This window comes from Aeromonas crassostreae, from assembly GCF_054052445.1.
In genome coordinates, this window is the sequence record NZ_JBSTYM010000003.1 from 253734 (window position 1) to 276622 (window position 22889).

Sequence of the window (22889 nt, forward strand, 5' to 3'; positions counted from 1 at the left end):
GCCGAAATGGAACTGAACAACAAGCTGATCGCCGTGACAGGGGCGGGGCGAGGGCTGGGGCGGGCCATCGCCCTGGCGTTGGCGGCCCGGGGGGCCAGGCTGGCCCTGATCGATGTCAACCGGGCGGATCTGGAGATCACCGAGGCCGAGCTGCAGAGCCGGGGCGGAGTCTGCTCGCTCCATGTCTGCAACGTGGCCGACGAGCAGGAGGTGGAGGCGAGCTTTGCCGCCATCGAGCACCTTGGTTCTCTCGCCGGCCTCGTCAACTGCGCCGGGATCCTGCGGGACGGCATGCTGATCAAGGTGAAAGAAGGGGCGCTGGTGGAGAAGATGAGCCTGGCCCAATGGCAGGCAGTGATCGACGTCAACCTGACCGGCACCTTCCTGTGCGGCCGCGAGGGGGCGGCCCTGATGGCGCGCCACGGCGAGGGAGGGGTCATCATCAACATCTCCTCCATCGCCCGGGCCGGCAACATGGGGCAGAGCAACTATGCCGCCAGCAAGGCGGGGGTGGCCGCCCTGGTGGTGACCTGGGCGCGGGAGCTGGCCCGCCACGGCATCCGGGTGATGGGCATCGCCCCCGGGGTGTTTGCCACCGAGATGACGGCGGCCATGAAACCCGAGGCCATGGATCGCATGCTGCAGGCGATCCCCGCCGCTCGCCTGGGGCAGGCCGATCAGCTGGCCGATGCGGTGGCCTTCATCCTCGGCAACGACTATCTCTCCGGGCGCATGATAGAGCTGGACGGCGGCCTGCGGCTCTAGCCGAAGGCGGCCAGCGACGGGGCGCCCTGGGCTCCCCGTCGTCATTTGCAGTGGGCGCCATCTGCATGGCCATGCAAGGCGTCATGGGGCGCGCAGAGGGGAAAGATGGCGGGATCTGGCCCCAATCCGGCAGAGTTTGACCCAGCTCACACGCCGATCCCCGTACTTCTGTAAAATTGCGCCCGGTCAAGGTGGTCAACGATCGATACGGCGAAGGATTGCGAGCCGTATAGTCATGCAATATAGTTGCCGCCTTTTTCAGGGGCAGGGATAGTCGCTCCCAGATGATGCGTGTCGAATTGAGCAGGGATCCTCAACCGCCGCCCAGACAAGCAACAGGATAGCGATGGACAAGAAACTCGGGCTCGGTGCGCTCATCTCGCTGGTGATCGGCTCCATGATAGGGGCCGGTGTGTTCAGCCTGCCGCAGAACATCGCCGCCCATGCCAGCGTCGGGGCCGTGGCCCTGGGCTGGACCATCACCGGGATGGGCATGATCTGCCTGGCCCTGGTCTATCAGACCCTCTCCCTGCGCCGCCCGGATCTCGATGGCGGCATCTTCAGCTATGCCAAGGCCGGTTTCGGTGACTTCGTCGGCTTCAATGCCGCCTGGGGCTACTGGATCTGCCAGCTGCTGGCCAACGTCTCCTATGCCGTGGTGGTGTTCAGCGCCCTGAGCTACTTCTTCGACACCCCGGACCAGGTCATCTTCGGCGATGGCAACACCCCGATCGCCATCACGCTGGCCTCCCTGCTCATCTGGTCGGTACACGCCCTGGTGCTGCGGGGAGTGCAGGTGGCGGCCCTGGTCAACATGGTGACCACCATCGCCAAGATGGTGCCCCTCATCGTGTTCTGCGTCGCCGTGCTGCTCGCCTTCAATCTGGATACCTTCACCCTGGACATCTGGGGGCAGGGCAATAGCGATCTTGGCTCCGTGATGGAGCAGGTCAAGTCCACCATGAAGGTGACCCTCTGGGTCTTCATCGGCATCGAGGGGGCCGTGGTGGTCTCCGCCCGTGCCCGCCATCGCAAGGACGTGGGCCGCGCCACCGTGTTGGCCCTGCTCGGCGCCCTGACCCTCTATGTCATGGTCACCCTCTTCTCCCTGGGAGTGATGAGCCAGCCCGAGCTGGCGGCCCTGAAAAATCCCTCCACCGCCATGATACTGGAGGCCGTGGTCGGCCCCTGGGGCGCCTGGCTCATCAACATAGGCCTGGTGATCTCCGTGATGGGGGCCCTGCTGAGCTGGACAGTGCTGGCGGCTGAGGTGCCCTTCATCGCCGGCAAGACCGGGGTCTTTCCGGCCTGGTTCGCCCGGGAGAACGAGCGGGGCTCCCCCAGCGTCGCCCTCTGGTGCTCCACCTGCCTGGTGCAGGCCTTCCTCATCATCATCTATTTCCAGAGCAGCACCTATCTGGCCCTGGTCAACATCACCACGGCCGCGGCCCTGGTGCCTTACGTCTTCTCCGGCGCCTATGGCCTCAAGCTGGCCCTGAGCGGCCAGACCTATCAGGGCCAGCCCCATCAGCGCAAGCGGGACATGATGCTGGCCCTGGTGGCCACCGGCTACGGCTGCTGGCTGGTCTATGCCGCCGGGATCGAGTACCTGCTGCTGGTGGCCCTGCTCTACAGTCCGGGCATCTTCATCTACTGGAAGGCGCGCCAACATCACGGCCTGCGCGGCCTCAACCGGCTGGAGCAGGGGATGACGGCGGCCCTGCTGGGCTTTGCCGTGCTGGCCTTCTACAAGGTGATGGACGGTACCATTCCCCTGAGTTAGTCGGCACAATAGCGAGGTGGCCCCTGGGCCACCTCTTTTTTTGCCCCCCTGGCTGCCCACCTCCCCGGTTCGCAGCCAGGGATTTACCACAAGGACACGAGATGCTGTTTCTGGGTTATCTGTTGCTGGGGGCCTTTGCGGGCGTATTGGGCGGGCTGTTTGGCATCGGCGGCGGTCTCATCATAGTGCCCGTGCTGGTGGTGAGCTTTCGGGCCATGGGATTTGAGCCCGAAATCATCACTCATCTGGCTCTGGGGACCTCGTTGCCCACCATGATCTTCACCGGTTTCAGTTCGCTCAGGGCCCATCAGGAGGCTGGCGCGGTCGACTGGGTGATGATCCGCCGCCTCGGGGTCGGCATGTTGATCGGTGCCTGGCTCGGTGGCATGACGGCCAACCTGCTGAGCGCCAGTACTCTCAATGTCATCATCGGCTGCTTCGCCTGGACCATGGCGTTGCAGATGGGGCTCAACCTCAGGCCCAAGGCGGAGCGGCATCTGCCTGGTCCAGTGGGAACCGGCATAGCGGGCACCCTGATCGGCTGGATGTCGGCGCTGTTTGGCATCGGCGGTGGTTCCCTGACCGTGCCCTACCTCACCTGGAACAGCGTGCCGATGCGCAACGCCGTCGCCGCGTCGGCTGCCTGCAGCATGCCCATCGCCCTGGCGGGCAGCTTCAGCTATCTCTACGCCGGCTGGGGCCATGCCAACCTGCCAGAGTGGAGTCTGGGTTTCATCTACCTGCCCGCGCTGCTGGGGATAGTGCTCACCAGCACCCAGTTTGCCCGCCTTGGCGCCAGGCTGGCCCACCGGCTCTCACCCACTCGCCTCAAGCAGGCCTTCGCCCTGCTGATGCTGCTGGTGGGCACAAAATTCATGTTGTTTAGCTGAACCATTCGGCAGATTGTTGAAAAATAAGGCGAACGGATTGCCTCGTGGCAGAAAGCCATTGCATTGACCGGTCAGTTTGCCTATTCTCCTCGCCGGTGGTCCCATTGGTCCTCTCGCATTGATAACCCGTCGACCTGGTCAGGACCGGAAGGTAGCAGCCAAGGTGGGGGACTCGAGTGCCGGGATGTGGCTGGTGGGGCCACCACCTGTTTCTGAAAATCAATAAGTTAGCCCTCTTGAGCCGTCTGGTCATCCACTTTATGTGGACGACAGGAGCGCTCGCAATGAATCTCTGGCTCAGTCCCCACGGCATCTGGTATTACCGGAAAGTCACCACGCTCCCCTGTGGTCGTCGTAAAGAGATCAAACAATCCCTGCGTACCCGCGACAAACTTTGTGCCCGCCACAAGGTTGCCCAGTTGCTTGCCTGTGTGCGATCCAAACCGACGTCTACCGTGCCGTCTGTTGGTGCCACTGAAGAACCAGCAAACCAGTCGAACCACAAGCCTGCTGCTCGGGCGGCCAGACCGCTTGCTCCACTCCTGTCAGTCTTGAGTGACCGCTATCAGAAGGAAAAGGCCCTATCTTGGGCACCCAAAGAGCGGAAGAATCAGAAGCACTATCTCGGCTCCTTTATCGAGGCTCTGGGGGACAGACCAGCGGCAGGCTACAACAAGGCTGACGTGGTCATGTTCAAGGATGGGCTGCTGAACTCCGGCAAGAGCCCGACCACCATCAACAAGTACCTCCAGAAGCTCTCCCTGCTGTTTAACTGGTTGGCCAATCATCAGGAGGGGATCGTCAACCACTTCTCCGGACTCAAGTTACAGCGGGTCAAAGAGGTCAACACGCGGAGTGGCTACACGGAACAGGAGAGGCTGCGGTTTGTCCAATGGGCGAAAAGGCAGGAGCCCTATCGCCGCTGGATAGCCCTGTTGGGGCTCTACACGGGGGCTCGAGCCAATGAGATCTGCCAGCTCTATGCCGATGATGTGGTGCTGGTGGATAACGTTTGGTGTATCAAGGTGCAGGCCAGCAGGCCCGATCAGAAGCTCAAGACAGACAACAGTGCCAGGCTAATCCCGATCCATTCGGCGGTGCTGGAGGCTGGCTTCCTGGCGTTTGTGCAGGGGAGGGCAGGGGGAAGGCTATTCACCGAGCTGTCCCATCGACAAGACGGCTACAGCCACCTGTGGGGGCAGTGGTTCAGTCGCAACCGGCCGGTGCCTAAAGATTTCCACAGCTTGAGGCACACGGTGGGAAGCACATTGAAGGATAAAGGAGTGCCGCTGCAATTCGCTGCTGCCATCCTGGGGCACGCTAACGGAGCGATCAGCTATGACCGCTATGGTGGAGGGATCTCGGTTGAAAAGCTCAAGGAAGCCATTGAAGCTGCCTTGTAGCCTCCATTCCTGCCGATGCCGGAAAACGGGAAGGATGGGATCTGCTGGAAGTGCTGAAATTCTGGCATTTTAAAGAACTTTTTCTAGGGAAATTCTCACAGAAAAGTTCTATAAATAGTTGTAATTTCAGCAGGTTAATCATCCTGAATGAGCCCCTTCCTTTTGTCGGTGGGGAACGCGGGGAAACCAAAAACAGCAGAGGGGCCCGAAGGCCCCCCATTCGTCACACAGTGTAGTTCGCTCCTGGCTCCGGCTGCTCCCGGTGGGCTGAGACGGTCATGTCAGCCATCTCGCTATCGAGCAGGGTCAACCCGATGACGGTGACCTTGCTGTTATAGCGGGTGATCGTGTAACCCTTTTCCGCCAGTTTCTTCTTGAGGGCAAGCTGCTTCATGACCCACTCGCCATGTTGCTGGGCCCAGAGGCTGTACGCCGCATAGACTTCGCTCATGGGCACTTTGGCTCCTTCCCTAGCTTGACTGCACTCCTCCAGGAAGCACCCCACCAGGTCTGACTCTGCACGGTAGCTCTCGACATCCGCCCTGAGACTGGCAGGCATGGATGCCTTGAGGCCCTGCTCCTGCCACATCTGGCAGCCCTTGATGGCCCAGTTCAGAATGCCGGGCAGCTCAGCTTGCAGTTTCTCCATCAGTTGCGGGTCCAACTGCTCCTTGGTGAAAGAGGCATTGAAGGGCAACAGCATCATCCGACGCCACATACCGGGGCTGGTATCCCGGATCTCCGGCTTGTGGTTGCCCACCATGACCAGTGAGAAGTGAGGGCGGAACTCCATCTCGGTCTTGGCGTAGGGAGCGCGAGCGACGATGATGTCATCTCCTGTCATGGCCTTCACCAAGTTCTCATCCATACGCGACCCTTCCGGTAACTCGTTGGCGACCACCAGGCGAGCATCTACCAGTTTGGTCAGGGACGGGTTCGGCCCGTTGCTTCCGTTGCGATTGAACAGCAGAACGTTACTACTGATCTGCCGACTGAACTCTCCCAGCAACTGCTGAATGACCGACATGAAGGTACTCTTGCCGTTGCAACCGCCTCCGTGGAGGAAGAACAGGAGCTGTTCGTCAGTGCGTCCGGTGATCCAGTAGCCCACGCAGCGTTGCAGGAAGGCTGCGTAGTCGGCATTCCCACAGGTGATCTCGCTGATGAACTGCTCCCACCTCGGGCAGGTAGCCACCGGGTCATACACTGCCGGACTGTGGTGGGTCATCATAAATGTCCGTCTCGGTGCCAACAGTCGACCGGTCTTTAGGTCGATGACGCCGTTAGCCGTACCCAGCAGCATCGGATCGGCATTCAGTTCGTGCAGCCTTGCTGCCATCATCGATTTGGCCAGCTCCAACATATTCTGGATGCTGGCCCGACTCAGGCTGCGGTTACCATAGCTGCTGACCGAATGTGCCCAGTTGATGGCATCCTTGTTGGTGGCCTTGGCAAGTAGCTGTTGGCCGATGTGCTGGATCTCTTCCCCAACAGACTGGGCGAGCTTCAGCGGGCTCAGGTCGTTATGCGTCCAGTACGTTCCATTGAAATGGAGGAAGCCGCCAAACTCAGGGATGAACCGCAGGTTATGGCCATGTAGCTCAACTAGCCGCTGGGCGTTAGCGGAGTCGTTGAACTCGGCTGACGAGATATGTGTGCGAGGACTGACCTTGATTACTTCAGGTTCCAGATCGCTATCCTGGCCGGCTTCGGCTTCGGCTTCGGCTTCGGCTTCGGCTTCGGCTTCGGCTTCGGCTCCGGCCAAAGGCTCAACTTGGGTGAATGCCGCCACCAGCTCTGCCAGGGGCAGCGGGTTGTCGCCGTGCAGATACTCGTCGATGTCCTTCACATCATCCGGCAGCTTGACCTGAGTCAGCTTGAGGCCGAGCAGAGCCACCTTGGAGCGGTACTTGTCGCCCGCCTCATCGGTATCGAAGAAGGTGACGACATAACAGTCAGCCAGCTCACGCCCCAGCCACTTCAACTGGGTCTGTGATAGTGTCCCGATGGTGGCCAGCACAGGGCCCGGCCAACCGGCATCTACCAGCGACAGGCGGTCATTCTCGCCCTCTACCAGGGCGACAGGGCCGGGGGCATTCAGACTCTCTTCCCCGTAGAACTGCACCCCGTTAAGCCAGTGTTGGCTCGGCAACTGGAACTGATACTGCTTGTTGGGGTCCTTGAAGGTGAAGCGACTGACTTGTCCGTTGCGGTCGAAGTGCGGGAACACATAGACACCACTCGGGAAGAAGTCACGCAGGAGGTCTGGGCTCTCCTGGCTGGCCTTGACCAGACCGGATGCCAGTCGCTCCTCTTGGCTGAATCCTGCATCCTTTAGTGCCTTGTTCAGGCCACCGGAGAAGCCGATATCCAGCCCCACCAGTACCTCCTCGGAGTGGCCACGTAGTTCCACCAGCTCGTTTGTGTTCAGACGAGCTTGGTAGTGGCTGGCGGCTAGTTTGAAGAGCGCTTGCAGACGAGCGGGTGGGGCTGTGTAGACGGGCTGCTCCAGCATCACCACTTTGCGAACGGTCGGGGTGACGGCCAGCTCTCCCAGCAGGAGCAAACGGGCGGCGTCAGACGCTCTGTTAGCCTGACCGCACTTGATGATCAGGTCGAACACGTCCCCTCTCTCCTCGCAACTAAAGCAGTGGAAGTTGTCGTCGTCAGGATAGAGGGTGAAGCAGTCGTTATGACCGCATAGCGGGCAACTGGCATCATCCAATCGATAGGTGTTGGAGCCGACTTTCCTGACGTCTTGCCCGGTCAGGGCAGAGGCGACATCCATAATGGGGAACTGCTCTTTCACAGCAGCAAAGTCGATATTCAGGGAGTGGCCTGCATCAGCCAGAGCAAATTCAAGGTCAACTGGGTTGGTTTGAGACATGGTGTCTCTCCTTCGATGACCGCAGCTGGAACTAAAATCAGTTGTGTAGGTGTTCCAAGCGGCGGTAATCAGGTCGGGTAACGACGCCCCCCGAGGGCTTATGGCGTAGAGCCAAGGTTCGATGTGCGGGGGGCGTTTACCCGCCGACAACCCCGACTATACGGATCGGCAGAAGCAATACAACCCCTCTTTTTGGCCCTCTCAGGCTCCATTTCGCGTTTTCGTTGTGAACAACGCAAAATCCACGATCAAAGATTTTTTCATGTGATCTCGATAGCGGGATCAAGTTCACAATATTGCGGCTTCCCTTGTCGGTGCCATGGACTGGCAGACCCCAATCCGCTGGTCCACATCGAACAGCCTGAAAATGCGATATGTGCATCCATCCTGGGAAGGGGGCCGTCAAGATCACACTCATGGCCGGTCTCCCGTGGTAGAATCCCCGCCATTTCGTCTGTCTCAAACCGCCCGGCGGTCCCACGAGGTTTTCATGACCACCAATATCTCATCCCTTGCCAATCTCATCTGGTCGGTAGCCGACCTGTTGCGAGGTGATTTCAAGCAGTCCCAGTATGGCCGCATCATCCTGCCTTTCACCGTGCTTCGCCGTTTGGAATGTGTGCTGGCCCCTACCCGTGACAAGGTGCTGGCCACCGCCGAGAGCAACAAGGCGCTGCCCGATCTGGCTCGTCACAAACTGCTGCTGAGTGCCGCCGGTCAGAGCTTCTACAACACCGCCAAACTCACCCTGGATAACCTTGGTGAGAAGCAAGTAGGCGACAACCTGGACGCCTATGTGAGGGGCTTCTCCCGCGAGGCATTTGAGGTGTTCGAGCACTTCAACTTCGCTGCCAGCATCGATCTGCTGGAGGATGCCGACCTGCTCTACAAGGTGGTCCGCAACTTTGCCAATGTGGATCTCTCCCCCGAGACGGTGGACAACTACCACATGGGCCTGGTTTTCGAGGAGCTGATCCGCAAGTTTGCCGAAAGCTCCAACGAGACAGCCGGGGAGCACTTCACCCCCCGCGACATCGTGCGGCTCACCACCTCCCTGGTATTCGCCGCCGATGACGGTGCCCTGACCACGGCAGGCGTGGTGCGGACCATCTATGACCCCACCGCGGGCACCGGCGGCTTCCTCTCCTGCGGCATGGAGTACCTGCACGAGCTGAACCCGGCGGCCCGGCTCGCCACCTTTGGCCAGGAGCTCAACCCAGAGTCCTATGCCATCTGCAAGGCCGACATGCTGATCAAGGGGCAGGACATCAGCAACATCAAGCTCGGCAATACCCTCTCCGATGACCAGTTACCGCTGGACAAGTTTGACTATTGCCTCTCCAACCCGCCGTTCGGGGTGGACTGGAAGAAGGTCGAGAAGCAGGTGCGGGACGAACACCTGCAAAAAGGCCACAAGGGCCGCTTTGGGGCTGGTCTGCCTCGTGTATCTGACGGCTCGCTGCTGTTTCTCCAGCATCTGATCGCCAAGATGAAGCCGGCGAATGGTGAGGGCCAGGGAGCGCGTATCGGCATCATCCTCAACGGTTCGCCACTCTTTACCGGCGGGGCGGGCAGTGGTGAGAGCGAGATCCGCCGCTATATCCTGGAGCACGACCTGCTCGATACCCTGGTGGCTCTGCCCACCGACATGTTCTACAACACCGGTATTGCCACCTATATCTGGGTGCTCTCCAACCACAAACCGGTCGAGCGTAAGGGCAAGGTGCTGCTGATCAACGCCACTGACCTGCACAGCCCCATGCGTAAATCCTTGGGCTCCAAGCGTAAACAGTTGAGCGACGAAGCCATCGAACAGATCGTCCACCTCGCCAGCCGTTACGAGGCGGGGCCGATTGCCAAGATCTTCCCCACCACCGCCTTCGGTTACCGCCGTATCACGGTGGAGCGGCCGCTGAAACTGGCGTTCTCCCCGCAGGATGCCGAGCGCCTCGCCAGCCTTACCGCTGACAAGGGCTGGGCCAAGCTTGATACCGAGCTGCAGCAGGCCATCCTCAAGGCACTGCCAACGCTGCCGGAGCTGCTGCTCTGCCGTGAGCAGTTCAAAAAGCAGCTCACCAAGGCGTTAGGCACAATCAAACTGCCCGCTCCGGCCTTTAAGCTGCTGGTCAGCACCTTCGGCGAGCAGTGTGATGAAGCCCAAGTGTGCAAGAGCAAGGGGGAAGTGGAGGCCAGCAGCGATCTGCGGGACTACGAGAACGTGCCGCTCGGGGAAGACATCCATGAGTATCTGAAGCGTGAGGTACTACCCCATGTGCCGGATGCCTGGATCGATACCAGCAAAACCGACCCATTCGATGGTCAGGTAGGCATCGTCGGTTACGAGATCCCCTTCAACCGTCATTTCTACCAGTATCAGCCGCCACGCTCGCTGGAGGCCATCGACGCCGATCTCGATGCGGTCGCCAAAGAGATTATGGAACTGCTGACGGAGGTACATTCATGAGTCAGGCGGAGGTCGAAGCAATGCAGTCGGGGAAGTATCATGCCTATCCAGAATATAAGGATTCTGGTGTGGAATTGTTGGGGGATATTCCAATCCATTGGATTGTTCGCAGACTAAAGCATACTGCTTCTATTCAGTCTGGTATCCCGAAGGGAAAAGATCTAACCGATAAAACAACGATCAGCGTACCGATGCTTCGAGTTGCAAATGTTCAAGATGGATATTTAAACCTTGACGATATTCATCAAATCGATATCGAGCCTCACGAACTAGAGCGTTATAGTCTCCGAAAGGGCGATGTTTTGATGAATGAGGGTGGAGATAATGATAAATTAGGACGTGGTGCTGTATGGCAAGGTGATATAGAGTCTTGCATTCACCAAAATCATGTCTTCGCAATTAGGACAGAAAACATTGAACCAGAGTGGTTGCAACAACTGATGCAGTCCTCTTATGCAAAATTTTATTTTTACAGTGTTGCAAAGCAAAGTACCAATCTGGCCTCTATCTCTTCAAGCAATATAAAAGAGACTCCATTACTTATTCCTCCCAAACTAGAGCGAATCAAAGTCCTTTCTTTCCTTGACTACGAAATCGCCCGGATAGACCGGCTGATTGCCCAGCAGCAGCGGCTGATTGAACTGCTCAAAGAGAAGCGGCAGGCGGTGATCTCACACGCCGTCACCAAGGGCCTCAACCCCGATGCCCCCATGAAAGACTCCGGCGTTGAGTGGCTTGGCCAAGTGCCGGAACATTGGGCTGTATCAAGAATTAAAAACTATGCAAAAATTGAAAGCGGTCATACACCAAGCCGCCAAGTGGAGGAGTATTGGATTGATTGTAATATTCCTTGGGTATCGTTGAACGATTCGAAAACATTGAAGGTTGTTGATTACATTTCTGACACATTTTATAAGATCAATGAACTTGGAATGGCAAACTCTTCTGCACATTTATTGCCAGAACGAGCAGTTGTATTCACTAGAGATGCTTCTATCGGATTGGCTGCAATAACTACAATACCAATGGCAGTATCGCAGCATTTAATCGCTTGGATCTGTAACGAAAAGAAAGTTATCCCTGAGTTTTTATTGTTGATTTTCTATGCTATGGAATTGGAGTTCGAAAGATACACATTTGGGGCAACGATCAAGACCATTGGCATGGATGATGTTCGCTCATTAACTGCTGGTTTCCCCAAGATAGATGAACAGAAAGAAATCATTACTTGGGCATTTAGTACATTGGGCATTCTTAAAAATGTCTTGCAGAAAGCAGAAGAAAAAATCTGCCTCTTGCAAGAACGCCGCACCGCCCTGATTACCGCCGCCGTCACCGGCAAGATCGATCTGCGGGGCTGGACACCGCCTGCCGAAGAGGTGGCCGCATGAGCGATATCAAGCTGTTTCGCTACGGCCCACAAGGTGTCAGCGAGCTGGAAGGCAAGGCCGCCGTGGTGGAAAAGCAACTGCAGGCGCTGATCGAACTGCAGATGGCAGCCTTTCTCGGGGTACGCTTTCTGGCCAGCGAATATACCACCGGCAAGACCCACAAGGGGCGGATCGATTCTCTCGGGATCGACGAGAATGGCTGCCCGGTGATCATCGAGTACAAGCGTTACAGCAACGAAAATGTGATCAATCAGGGCCTTTTCTACCTGGATTGGTTGCTTGACCACCAGGCCGAGTTCCGCTGGCTGGTGATGGAGACGCTGGGGAAAGAGGTGGCCGACGTTATCGAGTGGTCTGGTACTCGCCTGCTCTGTATCGCCGGTGACTTCACCCGCTACGACCTGCACGCCGTGCAGCAGATCAACCGTAATGTCGAGCTGCTCCGCTACAAGTTGTTTGGCGATGACCTGCTGATGCTGGAGTTGGTCAATGCGGTGTCCAGTCAAGTCAATAAACTCACGACACCGGCAGAGACTGGCTTGTCCCCTCAGATGCCGGCGAGCGAACCAGTCCAAACCTCCAATGGTCATGTTCGTACCAATGCCGAACGGCTGGTTGCCGCCAGCCCATCGTTGCGTGCACTTCACGAGTCGGTGTGCGATTTTATGGAGGTCCTGGGTGATGAGGTGCAACGCAAAGAGCTCAAGCTCTATACGGCCTTCAAGAAGATCCGTAACTTTGTCTGCGTGGTGATTGCCTCCACCCAGCAGGATCCGCATCTCAAGCTCTATCTCAATCTCGACCCCGATACCGTCGAACTATCGGAGGGGATGATTGTCGATGCCCGCAATAAGGGCCATTGGGGGACCGGTGATCTGGAGCTGACCATCCGTCACCAGCAGGACTGGGAGAAGGTGATCCCCCTGATCGAGCGTTCCTACCTGGAGAACTGATTAACATGGACAACAAGGCACGGAAAAGAGCCTCTCAGGACCCTATCATCGGGCAACTGGCTAGCTTGGCTGCCATCCATCCCGAGGTCGTGGTGCTTTGGCTCTATGGCTCCCAAGCCAAGGGGAACGCAGGGCCCCACAGCGACTGGGATCTGGCGGTGGCCTTCGATCCGGTGAAGCTGCCCGATACGCTGGACTCTCTGCTAGAAAGGCGGTTGCGGCCCGAGCTGCTGGCCCTCGACTGGCAGCGGGCGCTGGGGCTGACCGAGGGGCAATTGTCGGTGGTGGATATCAATCAGGCCCCCATTCCGCTGGCCTTTGCCATCGTGGATGCCAATCGGGTGCTCTTTTGCCGCGATCAGGGTCGACGCCTGAGCGAAGAGGCCCGTATCATGTCACAGATGGAGCTTAACTACCGCCTTCCCCGTACTTCCCCACGCCAGGAGTGATCTATCCCATGGTCGATAACGCCTATATCACCGCCCTTCGTTTGAGCCTTAGCCGCTATCAGGCCGAGCTGCTCGAGATCAGAACTCTGCTTTCCCAGCGGGCCCTCTCCAATCTGGAATACCGGGCCGCCGAACGGACCCTGCAAGTGTCCATCGAAGCCTGTATCGGCGTGGCGAAACATTGGGCCAAGGGGTTGGCGGGCCACAGCCCACAGGATGCCTATCAGGCGTTCGAGATCCTGGTTCAGCGGGGGGCCCAGCCTGCCGAGGGGTTGACTGGTTGGCGCAAGATCATCGGTCTGCGTAATGCCCTGGTGCACGACTACCTCAACATCGACCCCGAGATTATCCGTAGCGTGATTAGCCAGGGCTATAGCGATCAGTTGTTTACCTTTGCCGAGCAGGGGCTGGTGTGGCTTTCTTTGCAAGAAGAGCCAAAGCAAGGAGACCAGCCATGAGCCTGGATGCTAAAGCACGGGAGAAAGCGTTTCAGGACCATATCATAGGGCAATTGGCCGCCCAAGGCTGGCTGGTGGGCGAATCCGCTCACTATGACAAAGAGCGGGCCCTTTACCCGGAAGATTTGATCGCCTATGTGCAGGAGAGCCAGCCAGAGGGGTGGCAGAAATACTGCAAGACTTACGGCGAGGAGCCGGAGCGGCACCTGCTCAACGCTGTGGTGCGGGCGCTGGAGAGCGAAGAGCGGGGAACCTTGTGGCTCTTACGTCATCAGGTGGAAGACCGGGGGCACCGGCTAGCGGTGGCGACCTTCAAGCCTGACCATGACCTCAACCCCGAGCTGGTCGAGCGGTATGCCAGGAACCGGCTGCGGGTGGTGCCCGAGCTGGTCTATAGCCCTAACAACTATGATGGGCGGCTCGATCTGACGCTGTTCCTGAACGGCATCCCTGTGGCGACGCTGGAGCTTAAATCCTGCTTCAAGCAGAGCCTGGAGAATGCCAAACATCAGTACAGAGTCGATCGCCCGCTGATGACGGCGGGCAAGCGTGAGCCGCTGCTGGCCTTCAGGCGGGGAGCCCTGGTGCATTTTGCCCTGAACCAGTTCGAGGTGGCCATGACCACCAAGCTGGCGGGTATGGATACCTTCTTCCTGCCTTTCAACCGGGGGACAGCAAAGGGCGGTGCGGGTAATGACCAACCTGAGGTGGGATACGCCAGCGAGTACCTCTGGCAGGAGATCCTCTCGCCGCACACCTTCCTCAATATTCTGGGGTGTTACCTGCACCTGCATGTGAAATATGAAAAGGATGCAGTAGGAACAGAAGAAAAGAAGGAGACCATGATCTTCCCCCGCTACCACCAGTGGAAGGTGGTGGAGATGCTGCTGGCGACGCTTCAACTGGAAGGCTCTGGCCAGAAGTACCTTATTCAGCACTCGGCGGGATCGGGCAAGTCCAACTCCATCGCCTGGCTGACGCATCAGTTGGCCTCTTTGCGGCGAATCAGTGAGGGCGTAGCAGGTGAGAAGCTGTTTGACTCCGTCATTGTGGTGACGGACAGAACCGTGCTCGATAGCCAGTTACAGGAGACTATTGCCCAGTTTGATCATGCCGCTGGGGTCATCTCCCGCATCAATCGGGAGGAAGGCGAGGGCAGCAAGTCGGCCCAATTGGTCGAGGCACTGGTCAGTGGCACACCCATCATCATCGTTACCATCCAGACCTTCCCCCATGTGCTCAAGGCCATTCAGGAGAGTACCAGCCTGAAAGCCAGCCGCTTTGCGGTGGTGGCCGACGAGGCCCACTCCAGCCAGACCGGCAAGACAGCCCGACAACTGCGTGAAGTGCTGATGGCTGAGCAGATGGATGAAGAGGACGAGCTCTCGGCCGAAGACGTGATGAACATGACTCTGGCCGCTCGGGGCGGGAGCCAGAACATCAGCTACTTCGCCTTCACTGCGACTCCCAAGGCCAAGACACTGGAGCTGTTTGGTCGCCCACCCAAGCCTAATCTGCCGATCAGTGATGAGAACAAGCCACAACCGTTCCATGTCTACACCATGCGCCAAGCCATCGAGGAGCGCTTTATCCTCGACGTGCTGCGTAACTACACCAACTACAAGTTGGCCTACAAGCTGGCGATGGACAGTGAGGCTGCCGACGCGGAGGTCGATAGCAAGAAGGCCAAACGCAAGCTCTCCCAGTGGGTGCGTTTGCACCCCCACAACATCGGCCAGAAGGTGCAGGTGATTGTCGAGCACTTCCGCCAGCACGTCGCACCTCTCTTGGCGGGTCAAGCCAAGGCGATGGTGGTGACGGGCAGCCGGATGGAGGCGGTCCGCTACAAGCTGGCGTTCGACAAGTACGTCAAAGAGCAGGGCTATCCAGCGATCCGGGCCATGGTGGCCTTCTCGGGTGAGATCGAGGACGAGGGTCAGAGCTGGAACGAGCGGAACATGAACCCGGATCTCAACGGCCGGGATATGCGTAAGGCGTTCGACACGACCGACTATCAGGTGATGCTGGTCGCCAACAAGTTCCAGACCGGGTTCGACCAGCCCAAACTCTGTGCCATGTACGTGGACAAGAAGCTGACTGGGGTGGACTGCATCCAGACCCTCTCTCGGCTGAATCGCACTTATCCGGGTAAGGAAAGCACCTATGTGCTCGACTTCATCAACGACCCGCAGGATGTGCTGGAAGAGTTCCAGAAGTATTACGAGACGGCGGAGCTGGGGTCGGTCTCGGACCCGAATCTCATCTACGACCTGTTCCACAAGCTCAATGGTGAGGAGATCTACACCTGGCCCGAGGTGGTGGCCTTCACCGATGCCTACTTCGACCCCAAACGGGGTGCCGATGCCTTCCTGCGTCACGCCGTCCCCGCACGAAATCGCTTCGCCAAGCGTTACCGGTTGGCTATCGACGCCATTCGTGAATGCCGGACCCAGCTCAAGTGGCTGATGGAACAGGGCGGTTCAGGTAGCGACCAGGCCAATGCCGAGCGTCGCCTGAAGGAGGCGGGGGAGGCTCGCTCCGTGCTCGAACTGTTCAAAAAGAACCTCAACGGCTATGTGCGGTTCTACGAGTTTGTCTCCCAGATCACCTCCTTCGACGACTACGACATGGAGCGGCTTTGTGTCTTTGCCCGCCACCTGCTGCCGTTACTGCGAGAAGAGGTGCTGGATGAGGAGCAGATCGACCTTTCGGCGGTGATGCTGAGCCACTACCACCTCAAGGCAAAGCGAACCCAGGATCTGCAACTGCGAGAAAATGCCGCCGGTTATGGTCTAGATGGGATCGCCTCCCTGGGTAGTGCCAAGCCTAAGGAAGAGAAGAAGGACTTTCTCTCAGAGCTGCTGGAGCGAATGAACGATTTGTTCGGAACCGAGGTGACCGAGGGAGACAAGCTGGACTGGATGCAGGGGATGGTCACCAAGCTGAGTGAAAACGGGCCTCTGATGGAGCAAGTCCGCAATAACCCACGGGAGTCGATCCTGCACGGCGATTTCCCTGGGGCCGTGGATGAAGCCGTTATTGGCCGCATGGAGACCCAGCAAGGTATGTCGCTGGAATACCTCTCTCATCCCGAAAAGGCCAAAGCCTTGCAGAACCTGCTGCTGGATCTGCTGCTCAAAGGCATGGGCGGGATGTTGCAAGGGCGACCCTAAGCAACTGGCCCGTTCAGGGGGGCGGGTCAGACAGGTACGTTAGCGGGAGTTCATTGGGGAGAAACGATGAAACAGTACCAACATAGTCTAGGGCTGTATCTGGTGAGCCGTCGGGACTGGGATCATGTCATGATGGCAGCCGAGCTGGCTCGTTCCCTCCGTCACTACTGGTAGGTGAGGGGCAACAAGGCCGAGCAAAGGAAGTGGGAGAAGGTGCTGGAAGAGCATCTGGAGCAGGCGTGCTAGAACTGCTGAAATTCTAGCATTTATAAGAATTTTTCTACAGAGAGAGTCACATAGATAAGTTCTTTAAGCAGCAGAAGTTTCAGCAGGTTTATCCAATGAAACGAGCCCTTTCCGCATGATAGTGGGAAAGGGCTAGGTTGTAATTTCAGCAGGATCTAGCTGTTCTGTTACTCGGCCGGGTTACGTCGTGGGCGCCAGACATACAGGGATAGCTCTTTCGGATTGGTCGGGGGGAGTACATCCACATCATTGGGCTCGTAGCCATAATGTGCCATGACCTCGACCAACGAATAGAATTGTCGTTCTCCATTTGCATCTGTGAACGTTCCATCATATCGTTGGACGAACATCGGTTCGCAATTACCCCCAACAGAGCATACCGGCGAAGTGAATAGCATCACTTCTTCATTTTCTGTATCTGAGACATGCACACAATATCCTATAATTGGATATCGTGTGAGTGTGATCTCATGGTCAGTATTAGGTTTGCTGAGCGCATAACCAAACTCTCCGTGTTGGGCTCGGACGAAATGGGTGACTTCCATAGTACATTCTCCTTACTACAAGGTTAAAATGGGCATAAATACCCAGGGTTGAAAAATATTTAAAGGAAAATGTATCAATCACGCATTGTAGTTTGTCACAAGCGTACACAGAGTAGGTAAGTCATCGCAAAAGGAATAGTATTTTCTGCAATGTCTTTGAATTTTTAGTTAAGAACACTTTCTTGAAGTGTCTCTAAATTAAGAGCGGGGTAATAGTGCGTTTCTGACTTAAATATTTTTTTCTAATCGCATTCAATCTGTGGCTTTTGCAATCAATCACTTAATATCAAAATCTTGTACAGGTTTCAATCTATTTTCTTCAATCTCAAAATCTCACATTAAAAATATGCTTTGAAATTACATGCCTTACCTCCTTGAATCCTTTACGTTTCTGAAAAAGAATATCGCACTAAATTGAGGGAAACTGTGATTTATATCTAAAATTTTTCAAAGGGGGGGCTTTTGAAGGATTCCATTACTGTCTGACTTATACCAGTCTCATTCGGGGTCAATAACAGCGGGATATATTGGCATAAGTAACTCGTGTACCCAAACGACGCGAGGTTACAGTTATGTCACACAACTACGGCGATCATCCTGGACAGGACGATCATATCATCAATCAGGCATTGGCCATTTTGGAGTGCCGCCAGCGGCATCTGGGGCAAGCCTTCACCCACCCCAATGCAGCTGCCGACTTCCTGCGGCTCAAGATGGGGGAATACGAGCGGGAAGTCTTTGCCATCATGCTGCTCGACAACCAGCACCGCCTGCTCGATTACCAGGAGCTGTTCTTCGGCACCATCAATGCGGGAAGTGTTTACCCCCGTGAGGTGGTCAAGGCAGTCCTGGGCAAGAACGCCGCCGCAGTCATCCTGGCCCACAACCATCCCTCCGGCATGGCCGAGCCGTCCGATGCCGACAAGGCGATCACCGCCCGTCTCAAGGAGGTGCTGGAGGTGGTCGACGTGCAGGTGCTCGATCACTTTGTAGTGGGTCAGCACGATGTCGTCTCGTTTGCCGAGCGGGGGCTGATATGAGCCCATCCAAGCCGTTGCAAGCCCTGTTCGCCAAGATCATCGACAGCTACCCCGACACCACCGCCCTGACCCTCAACTTCCGCAGCCCCGATTATTCTCCTGACACTGGCGGCTATCGCCCGGTCGAGATCCGCCTGGAGAAGCAGACGGGCAACTGGGGGATGGCCTATGTCACCGAGTTCACCTACATCGGCGGCGAGCTGGTCAAGGATCTCGATTTCAACTTCAATGCCGGGCTGGCCTCCCAGCTCTGGTGTCGAGAACGGCCGTTGGCCACCACAATGGACCTCTACCGGCTTTGGGAGAGGAACTTTCTTGCCTATCACCGGATGGAGGTCTACCGACTGGACATCACCCCTGAGTAATCACCATGAATGAATTCATGAAAGCCCTGCTGCTGGATGCCCTGAAGGCAGCCCTGACGGCGTTCGCGTCGGTCATCGTCAACGCGATGATGGCCCGCTACATGCCGCCCCATTTCTACCACATGAACGAAGAGGAATACCCATGAACAAGATGATCCTGACCTCGATGACTCTGGCTGCCATTGCCGGAGGAACGCTGGTGATCCGCCTGCTGGCTCGCGATAAGGCTCACGCAGAGGAGCTGGCCAAGGTCTTACGGATGCCTGTTACGCGTCATTGAGATCCCCCCCGGCCAGCGCTGAGCCGGCCACTTGTAAACCCAGCCAGGTCAACTGGCTGACTCCCGCAACGGGCCCTCTATCACGGAGCGGCCCGTTTTCATTTCTATCACTGGCACAGGTCAATAGACCAAGCCCGTGTGACGCGAGCGAAAGTGCCACTTTTTGCCGGTCATATGGGTTCCTTTCGACCTTCTGACCGGTCGCGTCAGTGTACCTTGCCCTATTGACCAGGAGGAGACCATGGCACTGGTGGGATATGCACGTGTCAGCACCGTGGGGCAGAGCCTGGATGCCCAGCTTCAGGCACTGGCCGAGTGCAGCAAGATATTTCAGGAGAAAGTGAGCGGTGCCAAGGATGACCGTCCCCAGCTCTCGTTGCTGTTGGATTTTGTGCGTGAGGGAGACGTGGTGATGGTGACCAAGCTGGATCGCTTGGCTCGCAACACCCGCCACCTGTTGGAGATCTCGGAGTACCTGCACGCTAAACGGGTTGCTCTGCGAATTTTGAATCTGGGTATCGATACCTCGACACCGACCGGAAAACTGATGCTGACCATGATTGGTGCCATCGCCACGTTTGAGCGGGAGCTGATGCTGGAGCGTCAGGCTGAAGGGATTGCAATGGCAAAACAGCGTGGGGTCTACAAGGGTCGCAAGCCGACTGCCATGGCTAAAGGGGAGGAGGTGCTGTCACTCGCTGAACGGGGACTCGCCAAGGCCGAAATCGCACGTCGGACGGGGATCAGTCTCTCCAGTGTGCAGCGGATCTTACGTGGTGGGGGATAAATTCAATGAAATCATGATTATAGAAAGAAAAAATGTCATGAAATCGGTATCAATCACAAAAATCAACTTCCAGACTCTTTAGTATCCCGCTTTTGTGTAGGCTATCGAGTCGCGTTGAGTCAATAGAGAACAAGGAGAAACTGATGACAGTTCGTTCGTTAATTAGTGTAGGGGTAAGTCTGGCTCTGGTAGCTTGTGGTGGTGGTGGTGGTGGTGGCGGTGGGGGAGGCGATAGTGGGTCTGATACCCAACCCGTCGCCAAGACGGCTATTCAGGGCAAGGCCATCGACGGCTATGTGCAAGGGGCAACCGCCTATCTGGATTTGAACTTCAACCGCCAGTTGGATGAGGGGGAACCCAACGCAGTGACCTCGGACAGCGGGGATTATCGGCTGGAACTAACCGAGGCCGAGCAGGAGTGTGCCCAGTACGTGTCCTTGGTGGTCGATGTGCCGGTGGGCGCCGTGGATTTGGATCTCGGTTCCGTCGAGCAGGCTTACCAGATGGTGTTGCCGCCCAAATTCAAGCCGCTAACTCAGGACGATTTCTACCACGTCACCCCATTTACCACGGCCCTGTGGAGTTCGGTCGAGAAGGAGCTGGCGGCTGGTGGGGCTCTGACCTGCCAGAGTGTGATGGCCGATCAGCAGAAGCGTGAACAGTTGATGAATTCACTGGAACAGGCGGTGGACCGGGTGGTGTATCACTACAACATTCCCGAGCAGAAGATCTACGAGGACTTCATCGCTACGGGGGATAGTGAAACATCGACCAAGGCCCAGGAGATCGTCCGTGGTCTGCAGAAATCGTTCAGCGCCAGCGAAGAGCTCAAGCGTGCTCATCCTGATGCATTCTATGCCTACGTGGATTACCACCAGGGGGATTCGAGAGACAACGATAATACCTATCCGCAGGCTTGGTATCGTGATCAGGGGGTCTATTGGATCAACAAGAGCCGGACTGAACTGGTCAAGGTCAGCGATGACTTCAGCCAAGACATCAGAACCATCATCTATGGCGAGAAGACCAGCGTCACGGGCAATGGTTATCGCTACAGCAATAGCTACGAGTTTGAGTCTCGTGGTGGTGACGACGCGCCCTACACTTGCGACATCAAGGAGACCGTTTCCACGACGGCAGATGGGAAGGAGTATGAGCTGGTGAACCTTGCTAACGGGGAGGCACAGGTATTTGCCGACTGTATCCCTGAGGATTTGGCCGGGGCGATCACCCATCGCTATGCGACGGTCAGTTACAAGGATGTTGAAGCAGACTACAGTAGCCAGTTTGTCTACTTCCTCGGTGACTCTAATAGCTTCCCCTTCTTGAACGATTGGGTAGGGTTGGCGGATGATCATACAACCCGCAACATGAACGAGCTGATCGCAGCCTTCGAGCAACTTCCCTACCGTTATGAAGACAAGACGCCTGAGCCGGAAGCTTCCGCTTGGTACAAGACCCAGATTGTGACGGATAACCAAGGTGTGACTACGACGACCAGTTACAACGACCAAGGGGGTAGTCGAAAGTACACGGAATACGCCGATGGAACGCATAAAACCGAGTGCAGCTTCGATGATGGGGCGACATGGACTGAAGCCGAGCAGTGGAGTGCCTGTACCCCTCCTCGGTCATAAAATATTTGGGGCCCTACCCTAATGGGCTCCTTTTAGCCGCGAACTAAATGGATCGAAATGTAGCCAACATCGGTAAATATGAAGGAGTACCTATGGCAGAGAGCAGCATCAACATTGAGAGCTACACCGAGGACGGTTTCTGGGGGAAGGTCAGGAAGTTTTGCAAAGACATAGGGAAAGACTCGCTTGAGCAGGTTTTTCGCCTCTATTATGCCTTGGAGAGCGAGAAATGCTCAGCCAAGCACAAGACCATCATCTATGGTGCCTTGGCCTACCTTGTATCTCCAATCGACATAATCCCCGATTTAACTCCTCTTTTGGGGTATACCGACGACATGGGGTTAATTGCCACTGCGTTGGTTGCTGTGGCGGTTTGCATTGATGACGTTGTAAAGACTAAAGCCAAGGAGAAGGTTGATGAGCTTTTTGACTAGAGCCATAGATAAGTTGTTGCCCGAAACAGCAAAAGAGAAAGTGATCAAAAATGAGGCAAAGAAGCAGGTCAACGCCAAGCTCGGCCTGGAGGGGGAGTTGGATAAACATGTTGATGCCCTGTCCGAGAAGGTTATCGATAAGGTTGGCGCATCGAACATTCTGAAAGCCAAGGACATGTACGATAAGTTGAAGGCGGCAGAGTCCTGCAAGAATAAATAACCTAGTTCAAAGAGTTCCGAAGCCCGAGCATTGCTTGGGCTTTTTTATACCGAAATTCTGACGGGTACCCTGAAGGCATGGCTGATTTTCCCACGGAATATGGCTTGAAGCGTTGGGGGAAGGTGGGTAAGATCTTACAACTTGTTACCCATGAAGCATGTCCACTTGATGTGGATGACCGCACTTCTGGCGGGTTGTCGCTTGTTGAGGTTTCAGAACACTGTTGATGGCAATCAGTTCCATCCCTAAGTGCCTGATTTATTTGGGCTCGCATTGATAACCCGTCGACCTGGTCAGGACCGGAAGGTAGCAGCCAAGGTGGGGGACTCGAGTGCCGGGATGTGGCTGGTGGGGCCACCACCTGTTTCTGAAAATCAATAAGTTACCTTCCTAAAGCCCTTGGTCATCCACTTTGTGTGGAACAGAAGATGCTCGCCATTTTCTCCGCATTGCCTCTCTTGTGTTTTTCGTTCCGTCTTAGCCTTGTTGTGATCCTGTTTTTCTTCTTTTGGCATTCATCTGCGATGTCACCATGGCGTCTGGCCATCGTCTGCATGCCCGCTGCTTGATCCGTAGTCGGGAAACCCCGGCGTCTTGGTCTGCGGTTCTGAACCGCATGGTGTGAGGTAGGCCCAATGTGTCCTGCTGGCATGGCAAAGGGGCCCCCCCGGGGGGGGGCCGCGGGGGGGTGTGAAACAGCGGGGGGGCGGGGGGGGGGC

Annotated in this window: 20 protein-coding genes and 2 other RNA genes; 20 read left to right on the top strand and 2 right to left on the bottom strand. The window is 56.7% G+C overall.

All coding sequences use genetic code 11. From position 1 onward, the window contains the following. Window positions 1-6: 6 nt before the first annotated feature. From ACW5W4_RS04060 to ACW5W4_RS04080, 5 genes are all read left to right on the top strand, one after another. A complete protein-coding gene (locus ACW5W4_RS04060) occupies window positions 7-765 on the top strand; it encodes an SDR family NAD(P)-dependent oxidoreductase (RefSeq protein WP_456688501.1) in 759 nt (252 codons plus the stop codon). Between the two features lie 346 nt (window positions 766-1111). Beyond that, window positions 1112-2548: a basic amino acid/polyamine antiporter gene (locus tag ACW5W4_RS04065; protein ID WP_456688502.1), complete on the top strand. Its 1437-nt coding sequence runs from the start codon at window positions 1112-1114 to the stop codon at window positions 2546-2548. A gap of 101 nt (window positions 2549-2649) precedes the next feature. Then, a complete protein-coding gene (locus ACW5W4_RS04070) occupies window positions 2650-3438 on the top strand; it encodes a sulfite exporter TauE/SafE family protein (protein ID WP_456688503.1) in 789 nt (262 codons plus the stop codon). Window positions 3439-3540: 102 nt separating this feature from the next. Then, an RNA gene (gene ffs, locus ACW5W4_RS04075) (signal recognition particle sRNA small type) lies at window positions 3541-3637 on the top strand. 85 nt (window positions 3638-3722) lie between these two features. Continuing rightward, complete coding sequence (locus tag ACW5W4_RS04080) at window positions 3723-4841, top strand: tyrosine-type recombinase/integrase (protein ID WP_456688504.1); 1119 nt, start codon at window positions 3723-3725, stop codon at window positions 4839-4841. Between the two features lie 223 nt (window positions 4842-5064). Here ACW5W4_RS04080 and ACW5W4_RS04085 read toward each other — a convergent pair whose 3' ends face one another. Continuing rightward, window positions 5065-7728: a phage/plasmid primase, P4 family gene (locus tag ACW5W4_RS04085; protein ID WP_456688505.1), complete on the bottom strand. Its 2664-nt coding sequence runs from the start codon at window positions 7726-7728 to the stop codon at window positions 5065-5067. A 490-nt stretch (window positions 7729-8218) separates the two neighbouring features. On the opposite strand from ACW5W4_RS04085, the gene ACW5W4_RS04090 reads away from it, so the two are divergent. The 6 genes from ACW5W4_RS04090 to ACW5W4_RS04115 are packed head-to-tail and all read left to right on the top strand — an operon-like array spanning window position 8219 to window position 16616. Next, window positions 8219-10192 carry a type I restriction-modification system subunit M gene (locus ACW5W4_RS04090; protein WP_456688506.1) on the top strand — a complete coding sequence of 658 codons (1974 nt, stop codon included), beginning with the start codon at window positions 8219-8221 and terminating at the stop codon, window positions 10190-10192. Continuing rightward, a complete protein-coding gene (locus ACW5W4_RS04095; protein WP_456688507.1) occupies window positions 10189-11583 on the top strand; it encodes a restriction endonuclease subunit S in 1395 nt (464 codons plus the stop codon). The genes ACW5W4_RS04090 and ACW5W4_RS04095 overlap by 4 nt, the downstream gene beginning before the upstream one ends. Then, the gene (locus tag ACW5W4_RS04100) at window positions 11580-12536 is read left to right on the top strand and encodes a DUF5655 domain-containing protein (protein WP_456688508.1); all 957 of its coding nucleotides are present in this window, start codon (window positions 11580-11582) and stop codon (window positions 12534-12536) included. The genes ACW5W4_RS04095 and ACW5W4_RS04100 overlap by 4 nt, the downstream gene beginning before the upstream one ends. 5 nt (window positions 12537-12541) lie before the next feature. Then, a complete protein-coding gene (gene mntA, locus ACW5W4_RS04105) occupies window positions 12542-12985 on the top strand; it encodes a type VII toxin-antitoxin system MntA family adenylyltransferase antitoxin (RefSeq protein ID WP_163148207.1) in 444 nt (147 codons plus the stop codon). An 8-nt stretch (window positions 12986-12993) separates the two neighbouring features. Next, the gene (gene hepT / locus ACW5W4_RS04110; protein WP_456688509.1) at window positions 12994-13443 is read left to right on the top strand and encodes a type VII toxin-antitoxin system HepT family RNase toxin; all 450 of its coding nucleotides are present in this window, start codon (window positions 12994-12996) and stop codon (window positions 13441-13443) included. Then, window positions 13440-16616, top strand: a complete 3177-nt coding sequence (locus tag ACW5W4_RS04115) for a type I restriction endonuclease subunit R (protein ID WP_456688510.1) — start codon at window positions 13440-13442, stop codon at window positions 16614-16616. The genes hepT and ACW5W4_RS04115 overlap by 4 nt, the downstream gene beginning before the upstream one ends. 413 nt (window positions 16617-17029) lie before the next feature. Here the strand turns inward: ACW5W4_RS04115 and ACW5W4_RS04120 are convergent, their stop codons facing one another. Continuing rightward, entirely contained in the window at window positions 17030-17407 is a 378-nt protein-coding gene (locus ACW5W4_RS04120) for a hypothetical protein (protein ID WP_163148205.1), read from the bottom strand. Window positions 17408-17979: 572 nt separating this feature from the next. Between ACW5W4_RS04120 and radC the strand changes: the two genes are divergently transcribed. The 9 genes from radC (at window position 17980) to ffs (ACW5W4_RS04165) (ending at window position 22517) form a co-directional block, all read left to right on the top strand. Then, window positions 17980-18447: a RadC family protein gene (radC, locus tag ACW5W4_RS04125; protein WP_163148204.1), complete on the top strand. Its 468-nt coding sequence runs from the start codon at window positions 17980-17982 to the stop codon at window positions 18445-18447. Further along, entirely contained in the window at window positions 18444-18812 is a 369-nt protein-coding gene (locus ACW5W4_RS04130) for a DUF2787 family protein (RefSeq protein WP_163148203.1), read from the top strand. Before radC ends, ACW5W4_RS04130 begins: the two co-directional genes overlap by 4 nt. Window positions 18813-18817: 5 nt before the next feature. Continuing rightward, window positions 18818-18958, top strand: coding sequence for a hypothetical protein (locus ACW5W4_RS04135; RefSeq protein WP_163148202.1), 141 nt, complete (start codon window positions 18818-18820; stop codon window positions 18956-18958). After that, window positions 18955-19092 (top strand): hypothetical protein, encoded by a 138-nt coding sequence (locus ACW5W4_RS04140; RefSeq protein WP_181824819.1) that lies wholly within the window; start codon window positions 18955-18957, stop codon window positions 19090-19092. Before ACW5W4_RS04135 ends, ACW5W4_RS04140 begins: the two co-directional genes overlap by 4 nt. Window positions 19093-19333: 241 nt before the next feature. Next, window positions 19334-19879 carry a recombinase family protein gene (locus tag ACW5W4_RS04145; protein ID WP_456688511.1) on the top strand — a complete coding sequence of 182 codons (546 nt, stop codon included), beginning with the start codon at window positions 19334-19336 and terminating at the stop codon, window positions 19877-19879. Between the two features lie 143 nt (window positions 19880-20022). Then, window positions 20023-21516: a hypothetical protein gene (locus tag ACW5W4_RS04150; RefSeq protein ID WP_456688512.1), complete on the top strand. Its 1494-nt coding sequence runs from the start codon at window positions 20023-20025 to the stop codon at window positions 21514-21516. Window positions 21517-21608: 92 nt separating this feature from the next. Continuing rightward, on the top strand, window positions 21609-21950 hold the full coding sequence (locus ACW5W4_RS04155; RefSeq protein WP_171273892.1) for a YkvA family protein: 342 nt from the start codon (window positions 21609-21611) through the stop codon (window positions 21948-21950). Beyond that, on the top strand, window positions 21934-22170 hold the full coding sequence (locus ACW5W4_RS04160; protein ID WP_456688513.1) for a hypothetical protein: 237 nt from the start codon (window positions 21934-21936) through the stop codon (window positions 22168-22170). The genes ACW5W4_RS04155 and ACW5W4_RS04160 overlap by 17 nt, the downstream gene beginning before the upstream one ends. A gap of 262 nt (window positions 22171-22432) precedes the next feature. After that, an RNA gene (gene ffs, locus ACW5W4_RS04165) (signal recognition particle sRNA small type) lies at window positions 22433-22517 on the top strand. Window positions 22518-22889: the final 372 nt, after the last annotated feature.